The sequence below is a fragment of the Bacteroidales bacterium genome (assembly GCA_012519055.1).
Classification (GTDB): domain Bacteria; phylum Bacteroidota; class Bacteroidia; order Bacteroidales; family Salinivirgaceae; genus JAAYQU01.
In genome coordinates this window covers 1-12,153 of record JAAYQU010000006.1, presented here as the reverse complement: position 1 = coordinate 12,153, position 12,153 = coordinate 1, and the positions used below count along the sequence as shown (strand labels likewise).

11 protein-coding genes and 1 pseudogene are annotated in these 12,153 nt (G+C 36.7%); 7 read left to right on the top strand and 5 right to left on the bottom strand.

Features of this window, described 5'->3' with window-relative positions; genetic code table 11:
* The first annotated feature begins 303 nt into the window (after positions 1-303).
* The 4 genes from GX311_01180 (at position 304) to GX311_01165 (ending at position 3,330) form a co-directional block, all read left to right on the top strand.
* A complete protein-coding gene (locus GX311_01180) occupies positions 304-477 on the top strand; it encodes a hypothetical protein (protein NLK14991.1) in 174 nt (57 codons plus the stop codon).
* A 150-nt stretch (positions 478-627) separates the two neighbouring features.
* Entirely contained in the window at positions 628-1,170 is a 543-nt protein-coding gene (locus tag GX311_01175; protein ID NLK14990.1) for an HXXEE domain-containing protein, read from the top strand.
* A gap of 335 nt (positions 1,171-1,505) precedes the next feature.
* The gene (locus GX311_01170) at positions 1,506-2,666 is read left to right on the top strand and encodes an amidohydrolase (GenBank protein ID NLK14989.1); all 1,161 of its coding nucleotides are present in this window, start codon (positions 1,506-1,508) and stop codon (positions 2,664-2,666) included.
* Between the two features lie 148 nt (positions 2,667-2,814).
* Positions 2,815-3,330, top strand: a complete 516-nt coding sequence (locus GX311_01165; protein ID NLK14988.1) for a cob(I)yrinic acid a,c-diamide adenosyltransferase — start codon at positions 2,815-2,817, stop codon at positions 3,328-3,330.
* 44 nt (positions 3,331-3,374) lie between these two features.
* On the opposite strand, the gene GX311_01160 is transcribed toward GX311_01165, so the two are convergent.
* From GX311_01160 to GX311_01145, 4 genes are all read right to left on the bottom strand, one after another.
* Entirely contained in the window at positions 3,375-5,270 is a 1,896-nt protein-coding gene (locus tag GX311_01160; protein NLK14987.1) for a ComEC family competence protein, read from the bottom strand.
* Between the two features lie 23 nt (positions 5,271-5,293).
* A complete protein-coding gene (locus GX311_01155) occupies positions 5,294-6,748 on the bottom strand; it encodes an oligosaccharide flippase family protein (GenBank protein ID NLK14986.1) in 1,455 nt (484 codons plus the stop codon).
* Between the two features lie 205 nt (positions 6,749-6,953).
* On the bottom strand, positions 6,954-7,604 hold the full coding sequence (locus tag GX311_01150; GenBank protein ID NLK14985.1) for an O-methyltransferase: 651 nt from the start codon (positions 7,602-7,604) through the stop codon (positions 6,954-6,956).
* Positions 7,605-7,608: 4 nt separating this feature from the next.
* Positions 7,609-8,868, bottom strand: coding sequence for an insulinase family protein (locus GX311_01145; protein NLK14984.1), 1,260 nt, complete (start codon positions 8,866-8,868; stop codon positions 7,609-7,611).
* 226 nt (positions 8,869-9,094) lie between these two features.
* On the opposite strand from GX311_01145, the gene GX311_01140 reads away from it, so the two are divergent.
* The 3 genes and pseudogenes from GX311_01140 (at position 9,095) to miaA (ending at position 11,364) form a co-directional block, all read left to right on the top strand.
* Positions 9,095-9,910: a hypothetical protein gene (locus GX311_01140; protein ID NLK14983.1), complete on the top strand. Its 816-nt coding sequence runs from the start codon at positions 9,095-9,097 to the stop codon at positions 9,908-9,910.
* A gap of 35 nt (positions 9,911-9,945) precedes the next feature.
* Positions 9,946-10,419 (top strand): annotated as a pseudogene (locus GX311_01135) (virulence RhuM family protein).
* Between the two features lie 21 nt (positions 10,420-10,440).
* Positions 10,441-11,364: a tRNA (adenosine(37)-N6)-dimethylallyltransferase MiaA gene (gene miaA / locus GX311_01130; protein NLK14982.1), complete on the top strand. Its 924-nt coding sequence runs from the start codon at positions 10,441-10,443 to the stop codon at positions 11,362-11,364.
* A gap of 46 nt (positions 11,365-11,410) precedes the next feature.
* Here the strand turns inward: miaA and GX311_01125 are convergent.
* The coding region (locus GX311_01125) for an elongation factor Ts (protein NLK14981.1) at positions 11,411-12,153 on the bottom strand (743 nt) is incomplete at its 5' end.

The following is a 12,153-nucleotide window of genomic DNA, read 5'->3' as shown; positions in this document are numbered from 1 at the left end:
ATAAAACGTCTATAGTTGCAAGCAAGCCACTTCCCAATCCTTTTTGGGCAATATAAATTTCATCATCGTTTAATTTTCTGCTATTTTTTCCATTGCCTCAAATTGCACATCATCAACAGTAATAAAAAGGAGAATTTTGTTTGAATGTTCTGTATCCATTTGATTATAATTTTAACATTTGCGAATACGCTCTATGTTTCTGTAAAGTTAACAAAAATTAATCTACGTAAAAAACATCCTTACCCCTTGACAACTTTATGAAAAATTTGTAACTTGGTTATCTCATTATAAAAAACATTTTCCATGAAGAAACTAATTTTATCAATCACGACCATTTCGTTAATTTTTGCAAGTTGCAAGAAAAACAACGAACCAACACTGCAGTACGGTTGCGATTTTATAAACTTTAAATACTATGGCGGAACACAACACTATTTAGGCGAAATGCAAGAACAAACAAAAACTAATAACAATTAGGACTAACTTCTTTAAGCAAACTATTGTGCTGTTTTTAATGAACAGTTGTCAACAACAAACTTTGTGCAATATATTGTTAGAAACTCAGAAGCACTGAAACCAGTAAAGTGAAAGCATCAAAAATTACAAGAAAATAAAACAATAAAAGAGATGAATGAAACAAAGTTATTAATGGCACTTTTACCTGTGATTTTTATATTCCACGACTTTGAAGAAATCATAATGTTCAAACCATGGCTTGCAAAAAACAAATCAGAAATTGAAAAACGTTTTCCTAAACTGAATGACTTATTGAACAAAAAACAAATATACTCGCTTTCAACCTCTGCTTTTGCTGTTGCAGTGTTACATGAATTTATACTGATTTCTATTGTTGCATATTTGTCACTTTGGTATGGTGCATACTACTTGTGGTTTGCCGCTTTTTCGGCTTACTTCATACACCTTTTAGTCCATATTGGGCAATGGATAATATGGCGTAAATATGTTCCCGTAATTATTTCATCTATAATTGCATTACCTTATTGTATTTATACACTCTACCTTTTTATTAAAAATGGACAAACGAGTTTTGAAGCCTTGCTATTATGGGCATTGATTGGTGTTATAATCACTTTGTTAAGTTTCCCTTCTGCTTTTTATTTCGCTTTGAAGTTTAACAAATGGAAAAGCAATTACTGTAATGACAAATGAAGCTAATTTTGTAAGAAGTGGTTTTTCATAAATAATATTAAGTTCTAAAACCCTTAAAGCATAATATCACAACACCTTAAATTATAATAAACTTTTAAAGGGTTCTTTAATGACCAAAAGTTTATAAAAAACAACCCCCTTATCTTGATATTTTATAAGAATAATTATACCTTTACGACAGAAAGTTATCTTGAGGTAACCGTGATAGATCTGTCAACTTGAGAAAAGCAGAGTGATTTTGTAAGAGAGCAAGAAAGTTACTATAACACATATAAAAATCACTGTTTACAAGCAATTGTGCAAATAAAATAACAAACCCATAAAATTTCAATATTATGAACAAAAAATTATTATCTGAAGTTGCAAAGCTTCAACCCGAAATGAAAGAGTGGATGGACTATATGCACCAAAATCCTGAACTAAACATGGATACTCCTAAAACAGCCAAATACATAGCCGATAAACTAAAATCGTGGGGCTACGATGTTGTTGAAGGCATTGGCGGAACAGGTGTTGTAGCATCTATGACCGTAGGTAACGGGAAAAAATCTATTGGTATGCGTGCCGATTTCGATGCACTACCCATTTTAGAAGATAACAATTTGCCGTACAAGAGCAAAGTAGAAGGCTGGTCGCACCTTTGCGGACACGACTCACACGCTACGATGTTACTCGGCGCGGGAAAATACTTGGCAACAACCAAAAACTTTAACGGAACCGTCCGTTTAATCTTCCAACCCGGCGAAGAGACCATGGAAGGAGCTCCAGCAATGGTTGCAGACGGTCTGTTCAAACGTTTCCCTGTTGACGCTGTTTATGGAATGCACAATATGCCCGGTTTACCTTTAGGAAAATTCCATTTCCGCGAGGGCGAAACAATGGCTGCCGTTGATAACTGGGAGATTGAGCTTACAGGTAAAGGCTCACACGGCTCAATGCCTGAGCTAAGTATCGACCCATTGGTATGCGGAGCTTCTCTTGTAATGGCACTACAAACTATCGTAAGCCGCAACGTATCGCCATGGAAAAACTCGGTGGTAAACGTGGGAGCATTTCAGTCAGGTATAGCAGGTAATGCTGTTCCACAGAAAGCTATCTTGCGTTTGAGTATCCGTAATATGGAGCCTGACCTTCGCATTATGGTTCTTGATAAAATCCGCAAAATTACAAAAGCGCAAGCCGAAGCGTTTAACTGTCAATATGAAATCCGCGAGGGCGTTGCAGGAGCAGTATTAATCAACACTCCCGAAAACACCAAGTGGGCAGCAAACGTAGCAAAAGCTACCTTTGGCGAAGATCAAGTTGTGGAAAACATGCACCCCTATATGGGTAGCGAGGACTTTGCCTTTATGCTAAAAGAAAAAGCCGGAACATACTGCATGATTGGCAACGGCGACACCTTTATGGTGCATCACCCCAAATATGTTTTCAACCAAGATATGCTTAGCCGCGGCGCAACCTACTGGGTAGCTCTGACGGAAGATTATTTGAAATAAAAAGTTTACGGGGGATTTTTTCATCCCCCGTTTTTGTTTAATTTGTTAAGCTTCATCAACTTCAAATTAATCGACTAATTTTCCATTATAGTGTTATAGCTACATCCATACATTTTCAACAATATCACATTGTATAAAACTCATTATTATGAAGGGATATATACATATTTATACCGGCAACGGCAAAGGAAAAACAACCGCAGCATTAGGATTATCATTAAGAGCAGTTGGCGCAGAGAAAAAGGTTTTTTTCGCTCAATTTGTGAAAGGTGAAGCCTATTCGGAAGTTAAAGCGATACAAAAATATTTACCCGACATCACAATAAAGCAGTATGGGCTAAAATGTTTTATCTACGAAAAGCCCTCACAAGCTGATATAGATACAGCTCGCGAGGGACTTAAAGAGGTTTCCGAAATAATTTTATTAGGCAAGTACGATGTGATTGTATTAGATGAGGCAAACATCGCTATCTACTACAACCTCTTTACTGACGACGAGCTTATAAATATTATTAAGCAGAAACCCGACGAGACTGAAATTATTATTACAGGTCGCTATGCAACAGACAAGCTAATTGAATTTGCCGATTTAGTTACCGAGATGAAAGAGATTAAGCATTACTATAATCAAGGTGTACTGGCAAGGAAAGGCATAGAGAGCTAAAAAGATTCAATGTAAAGTATTATTCATTAAGCAATTAACAGATTCTAATTTTTAAACTTCCTAACAGGCTTACTTCTCACAACAACATCAACCTTTTCAAAAATCGTAGTATCAATACTTGAAAGGATATTCTCGGGAGCAATCAGAATCTTCCCAGCAGGATGCTCCCAAACCGAAACCCGACCCTGAACCTCGTTGTAACTTGCGTGATTTAGTCTTGCACCATAAAAGTTAGAGAGTTGCGCTATATGACGCTCAACCGGCACTGTCGAATCTGCAACAATTGAGTGTACGTTTTTGGATTCCACAATATAAATCGGGCTGTTTGCTGTTTTAAAGACGTGTATTTCGTTACTGTTACCTAGAATATGGCTTTTTGTTGCCGAATATATCAAAAGTGAACATAATAGCGTCGATAATCCGACTAAAGTTCTGGGACTGTGCGACTTAAAATAAGAGTGCGCTATCAGGAAAAGTGCGTAAAGGGCAATAACCATAACCACATCAATATAAATTCCTGTAATCTGGCTATAGGGAAGCTTTGCAATCAACTCGGTAGTTCCTGTCATAAACTTTAGCATTAGGTTAACGCACCACGCAACTATTTTAGCCAAAGGCGCATAAAAACTAAGTGCCATAAATAAAATTGCCCCTTGAATAATAACTCCCACCAACGGAACAATTACAATATTCCCCAACAGAAAATATAACGGAAACTGATTGAAATAGAGTAAACTTATGGGCGTTGTAGCAAGTTGAGCTGATATCGACAATGCGCTAAGACTCCATATTTTATCAAGCAGTTTGTTTTTAAAACAGAAAAGGTTATATATGGGTTTATGAAATTGAAAAATACCGAATACCGCTAAATACGACAACTGGAACCCTAATTCGAATATTATGTTTGGATTAAAAATCATAAGAAAAAATGCCGAAGCAAACAGCGAATTTTGTCCTGAATACTTTCTGCCGGAAGCCTCGCCTACAACTAAAAACGAAAACATTAACACAGCTCGTTTTACAGATGGAGCCATTCCTGTAAAAAAGGCATACAGCCAAAGTGCAGTAATTACTATAACGATTCTTAAAATCCTACCTTGACGGAAAAATGTTAGCGGTTTAACTATCCAGCTAAGAACCAAATAGATAATACCCACGTGCAACCCACTGACAGCTAGCACATGCATTAATCCAGCCGTTGTAAATGCACTTTTCAATTCGGGGTCAAGACTTGCCTTGTCACCTGTCGTTAGGGCTATAAGCACGGCATTTTGATTGCCGGTAATTCCAAACTTTGTAAAACATTGCTCAATCCAAATCCTAATGCTTGAAATCCACTGTTTGATTTGTGTTGGCTCGTCATAGCCTACAATTGTACATTTGCCTTTGGGAACGAACGAACTGTAATAAATCTGCTTGCGGTTTGCCCATGTTTTGTAATCAAATTCGCCGGGATCACCGCGGTTTTCTATTTTTTGAAGTCTTCCGATACAAAAAACAATATCCCCCTCTTTTATTTCGGTTTCAGTCGTATCGGCAAGTAGTCTTACTTTTACTGTTTTATCGAGAAATTTATGATTATCAGTAAAGTACAATCGTCCAAGATATCTATTCCTATTGTTTATCCTGCCCTCGTTTTGTTCAATTATAATGGTAAATCCGCTATTGCTTTCAAAGTCAGGCAAATCGTTAAGAGGCTTTGCATTTTGCGCCAATATAAAACCGACTAAAAAACAGAGAGCGTTAAATCCAAATCCCCAAAAAATATCAATTTTTATGTTTTTTATTAATCCGTAAACAACAAGCAAAACAGTCCAAAACACAAGAGCTACAGACAATAACCATGTACTTTCAATTTCGAAGTATTGAGCCGTAATAATCCCCGAAATCGTAAATAAAAAAAGACGAAAGAAAGGCGACTGCTTGATAAATAGTGCCATTATGTGAATGATACGTTAAATTTTTAGGTATTGTATCTGATAATCTCGTATAGTCCTTTAAACGAAAACAGTTTGAGCAATACCGACAACAATAATCCAACAGATATATATATTGCTAAATAATAGTACCAACTGAATGAAAAATGTTGTCGTAAAACAGTAACAAGGAAACCTAACATCACAATCGCAACTAAAAAAAGAAAAAACTTAACCGCATATTGCTGTCGCACTTTAAATCCAAAAACTTTTACCGCAATAAAAACTTGAGCAGAAGCGGCAAATGTTTGTGTAACAAGACTTGAAATAGCTGCGCCAGTTGCCTGATAACGAGGAACTAAAATCAGGTTAAGAATAATATTTAAAGCCATTGAAATTGATGCCATTGTATTTAGTTGTTTCATCGACCCGTTTGCTGTGAGCAGAGTGCCGAAAATATAGGTTGTTGCAATGGGCACAAAGCCAAGAATAAGTATTCCAAACACATTTACACCATATGCATTTCTGTGATGGTAAAGCAACTGTATAATATCGTATCTAAAGAAAAGACACCCAAAGGCTAATAACAGAGCGGGAACAATTAACAACATTAGTGCAAGTTTTACAATTTGTGCCACATCTTCCTTGTTTTTAATCATATACGAAAATATTGGAAGTAAAAGCCCCGCAAACAGATATCCAATCATTGTTGCTGCATCTAACACTCTAAAACCTTGAGCATAAATACCAGCATCTGCTGCACCTTCGGGCAATAACCGCTCAATCATTACAGAATCAATTCTGTTGTAAAACGCCATAAGCAATATAAGCAAGGCATACGGGAAACTCTGTTTTAGCATTACGCGGTTAAAAGCTAAATCGAAATGGATTTTAAATTTATCAACTTTACTGATTACGATAAGGAGTGCAATTAAAGCGGTAATTGAGTATGATAAGGTTTGTGCATAAATAAACCATTCGATTTTAAACGGTGTTCCTGTGGCTCTTCCCCAAAGCAAATAGGAACATATAATAATCATAAGCGTTCGGTCAACAACAGACATTACGCTGTCTGTCTTGAACAACTGCAATGCCGAGATGTTACTACGCAGATATAGAATAAAAGAGGACAAAAACTGATTAAACATCAGCAATAAAAGCATATTAAGCTGATAACCACGATATCCGACAATAAGGGCGGCTGATAACGTTATCACGGCATAAAAAATTGCCAGCAAGCCCTTGAGTGCCACGAGGTTAGAAAAGTGCTTTGAAAGCAAAAACTGATGTTGTGCAATATTGCGATTGTTGTAATTTGTTATACCAACATCCAACAAAATATTTAGAAGCAGCGAAAAATTAAAAAGGGCAAAGTACATTCCGTAAGCACTTTCCCCAACGGCAAGTTGTACACTTCTATCTATTCCAAACACCCAAAAAGGCTTAACCAAAAGGTTAAGGAAAATTAAAAGGATAAGGCTGGAGACAAAAGTTCGTTTCAAGTTGGCTGTTTTTTATTAATACGCAAATATAAATATCATAAAGCAATTAGCAATTAACAATTTTGTTTTACTAATTTCTTTCAACTTTTAACACCATTGCTTTTGAACCATTAAGAAATTAAGGAATATTAAGAGGAGACGGAGCATGCTCCGTCTCTACATTTCCCTGACACTCAATTAATTGCTCATTGTTAATTGCACATCACTAATTGCCGATGGTGTATTCGGCTATCATCAATCCATCGCGCAACGGTAAAATGATATTCTGAAAATGTTTGTCGCTGTTTATCATTGCATTAAATTCAGCCAACGCCTTGGTCGAAGGGTCGTTATGGGCAGACAAATCTAGAACCTTTTCGTACCACAACACGTTGTCGGCAACGATAAATGCATTTTTGTTTAGTAAAGGAATTATCAATTGCAAATATTGAGGGTATTCAGTTTTATCGGCATCTATAAAGACCAAATCGAATTTTCCGTCCAATTGGGGCAGTATTTCTAAAGCCTCTCCTATCATCAGCTTTAAAGCCTCTGGACGGCTATATTTTGCAAAATTGTTTAAAATTAGCTCTTCTAATTCGTCGTTACTCTCGATGGTTATTAGCTCGCCATCATCGGCAAGCCCCTCGGCTAAGCAGAGTGCCGAATAGCCTGTAAATGTACCTAATTCGAGTATCCGTTTAGGCTTTTTCATTCTGCTTAACATTGACAGGAAACGACCTTGAACGTGCCCCGAAATCATGTGTGGTTGTAAGACTTTCAAATGTGTTTGTCGGTTTACCTCTTGTAACAACTGCGACTCTGGCGATGTGTGAGCCGAAATATACTCGTGCAGTTCGGTTTTGGACGCTGGCATAACTTTAATAAAATAAGAGTGTTGATAATTGGCGATTTTCAAACAGACGATTTGCCGTCTCTAACAACAGGGAGTCTGTCACAGAATCAACGTCTGACAGAATCTCTTCGATAGTCCAAATTTTGTCAAACATAAGTACCGATTTTGCTGTCGATAACATTAAGCTTGAGTGATTTTCAGAGCCAAGTATTATTTGTCCTTTGACTTGACGTTTTGCATTGTGTAACTGCATGGTTCCCAACTTGCAATCCGCAAGTTTAGATATCTCTTTATAAACCAACTCTTTACATCTGTCAACACTGTTGGAATCGGTGCCAAAATAGACTCCAAAATTTCCACTATCAGAAAACGGATAGTAGTAGGCATCAACCTGATAGACCAATCCATATTTCTCGCGTAAAGAGAGGTTTAGGCGTGAATTCATTCCCGGTCCGCCGAGTAAGTTTGTAAGAATTTTAAGAGGAACACGATATTTGCTTTTAACGTCAAAAGCCGACGTTCCCATAATACAGTGGGCTTGATGTGTGTTTTTCTTTACAGATTTTGCAAATATCGGAGCGGTTTCAGGCTTTTCCCGCTTTACAGGAGACGATATATTTTTGAAATCGCAAAAGCTCTTCTCAACCAACGCAACCACCTTTTTAAAAGGGATGTCGCCAGCCGAACAAACAATTGTGTTTAGGGGAATAACCTGTCTTGCCCAGAAATTTTTAAGGCTCGTTTCGTCGAATTTACTTATTGATTCCGGCGTGCCGAGAATATTTTTACCCATTGGATGATCGCCATATAGCAGGCTATCAAAAACATCATATATGAACTCAGACGGAGAGTCTTTATACATATTAATTTCCTCGAACACAACCTCTTTCTCTTTCTGAATCTCCTTTGCGGGGAAAGTCGAGTTGAACGTAATATCTGAAACCAACTCAACGGCACGACTAAAATATTGTTTGGGAAAACTCGATGCGATGACAATCATCTCTTTAGTTGTGTAGGCATCTATCTCTCCGCCAACGTCTTCCATACGACTAAGAATATGATAAGGCTTACGATTTGTCGTACCTTTAAAAAGCATATGTTCTATAAAATGGGCTATGCCATGTTCCTTTGGCAACTCGTCACGCGAGCCTGTACCAAAAACAACACCAAAATGTGCAACCATACTTTTATCGGAAACATGAACCAAACGCAAACCCGAAGGGAAAGTATATTGTTGAAAATCAATCATATCAGAAATATCTCTTTTTCTATGAATTGATTGCAAAGATAGTTTTTATTGCGCTTGCGACAAGGTGAATTTTTAGGGTATTTTTCAATCATTACTAAATTATTTAAAAGATTTTGCTAAGTTTGAAAACAAATGTTTTATAATATTATTGCAAATAAATTCGATTCAAAATACAATTCAAAACAGTTTTCAAAATCAAATCCCAATATTTGTTCATGCATGCTGTAGATGTAAATTAAACGCATATTTTTAAAACAAAGTAATGAGCATAGTTCACAATATAATCACAAAATCTCATTTTAATTTTAACGATTTGAATAGAGTCCTTTTATCTCATTCAGAAATCAAATTTGAAAATAGAGGAGAAAACATATTTTACTATTGGATAAATAAAAAATCTACTCGAGGGGTAAATTTATCAATTAATGAGGACTCAATTGAAATTAAAAATACCGTTTTGTCTAATAAACACGATTATCAATTAACAAACTTGTTGGTATCCAAAATACTGCCACTAACAAACGGAACCCTTATTAATGAAAATGAAGAACAAATATTAAGTTTTCCTCTTTTTAACGACGATAAAATTGCTGAAATAGAGATACAAGATTGTAAAATGATTTATTATTTTACAAAAGACAACAATATTACTATTTATGGACCAATTAGAAAAGTCCATTTTGGCAAACGATTACACGAACAGTTTAAAAAACTAAATGAAGAGCAATTAAAAAATAAAATGCTTGACTTAATAATTGAAGTGAACTATCGCATCCCGGATTATGACTATGGGGATATTATGAAAATGAAAAAATCAAAGAAAGACACAATGATTCTCAAACTCTTGACAAACAGAGTAAACTGCATAATTGACAGCTATGATTTCATTTTACTAAACACATCAAAAGAAGAGCCAATTGTGATAACAAATGATATTTTAAATGCTATTTTGCCATCTAAATGGGAGTTGATTGATGAGTATACAATAGTCGCTCCAATTCTCGAACAAAGAGAATGGGCTGAGTTATTAGATAATGCAAAAAAACATGACATGTTCAACGATTTTATGAGCAGTTAAGCATTAGTAACACAAAGCTTTATATAAAAACGGCTATGGAAGAAAATAATCAAATGCTCATTTATCAATCAGAGGACGGCAATATCAAAGTTGATGTGCTACTGACCGATGAAACAGTGTGGCTTACTCAAGCACAGATATGCACTTTATTCGGTAAAGCGAAATCAACTGTTAGCGAGCATATTGCCAACATTTTTGAAGAGGGTGAATTACAGGAAGAACTGGTTGTTCGGAAATTCCGAACAACCACTCAACATGGTGCAATAGCAGACAAAACACAAAGCCACGAAGTAAATTTCTACAACCTTGATGTCATTATCTCAGTTGGCTATAGAGTAAAATCGCTACAGGGCACACAATTTCGTATTTGGGCAACTCAACGACTTCGCGACTACATAATCAAGGGCTTCGCTCTGAACGATGAACGTTTCAAGTCTGGGTCATCGATGAACTATTTTAAAGAACTTCTTGAAAGAATCCGCAAGATACGATTGTCGGAACGTGTTTTTTTATCAACATAATCTTAGAGAATGAATTACGACCTAATTATAGTAACCGGTCCCACAGCCACAGGGAAAACAAAATTTGCAATCGATTTGGCAGACAGGCTTAACGCTGAAATAATCAGTGCCGACTCGCGACAGGTGTTTCGTGGAATGGATTTGGGAACAGGAAAAGATATTTCTGAATATTCCTCAAACGGGAAAGTTGTTCCCTACCACCTGATAGATATTTTAGATGCCGGACAAAAATATAGCGTTTACCAATTTCAAAAAGATTTCTTCGTAGCCTACAACAGCATAAAGAAACGAGGCAAAAACGTTGTCTTATGCGGTGGTACAGGGCTTTACGTCGAGTCGATAGTAAAAAACTATCAAATGCCTGATGTGCCAGAGAATCCAGAGCTAAGGAAATCTCTCGAAAACAAATCGTTAGAGGAGTTGGGAACTATTCTTTCGGAGATAAAAACAATGCACAACTCAACCGACATTGATACACGCAACCGCGCAATCAGAGCCATTGAAATAGCTACGTATGAAAAAGACAATCTGGGGAAATCTGATTATCCGAAACTTAACACTCTCATTTTCGGGGTACATTTCGAAAGAGCAGAAATACGCAAACGAATTACCGAACGGCTCAAGCAACGTATTGACGAAGGCATGATTGACGAAACACGAAAGCTAATAGAGTCGGGGGTCAGCCCCGATGTGCTTATATCTTATGGGTTGGAATACAAGTATATAACATGGCTATTGCAAGAAAAAATCAGCTACCAGCAGTTTTTCAGCGAGCTAAACACAGCCATTCATCAGTTTGCAAAACGCCAGATGACGTGGTTTCGCAGAATGGAGCGTAATAATATTAAAATTCACTGGATTGATGGCAGGCTACCTGCGGAGGAGAAAGTCGCAAAAGCTTTGGAAATTATTGACTTACAAGAAAAGTCATAAAAAAACGCCTGTCAAATATTTGACAGGCGTTTTCTTATTGTGTTTATCAGTCATTCAAACTGAAACGTTTCATACCTTTTACTTTTGCTGCAGGAGCGTTTTTGGCTAAATACTCACGAACAGTAATTTTGCCTTCTTTCACAAACTCTTGATTTAAAAGAGTGCTCTCTTGGAAGAATTTTTGCAAACGTCCTTGTGCAATTTTGTCAAGCATATTTTCAGGTCTTCCTTCTGCTTTAGCTTTTTCGCGTGCTATTTCAAGCTCTTTTTCAACAACATCAGCGGGAACATCATCTTTATCTATTCCAACTGGAGCCATTGCTGCTGTTTGCATTGCAACATCTTTAGCAGCTTCGTCACTTATTTCGCCTGTAAATGATAATAACGAAGCAAGTTTATTACCCGGGTGGATATATGCCACACAGCTATCTCCTTCGACAAATTGGAAGTACGATAAATCAATTTTCTCGCCTATAACACCAATTTGCTCAGTGATAACCTCTTTAATTGGTCGTCCATCGAGTTTTAATCCTTTTAATGCTTCTAAGTCAGAGGGTTTATTTGCTAATGCAATATCAAGTATTGATTGTGCAAATTGTACGAAATCGGCATTTTTAGCCACGAAATCGGTTTCACAGTTAAGGGTTACAATTGCACCATACTTTTTATTATCTGTAACTTTTGCCAAAACAACACCTTCGGTTGCGTCTCTGTCGGCACGTTTTGCAGCAACAAGTTTACCTTTTTCTCGGATAATTTCTACTGCACGTTCAAAGTCTCCATTAGCTT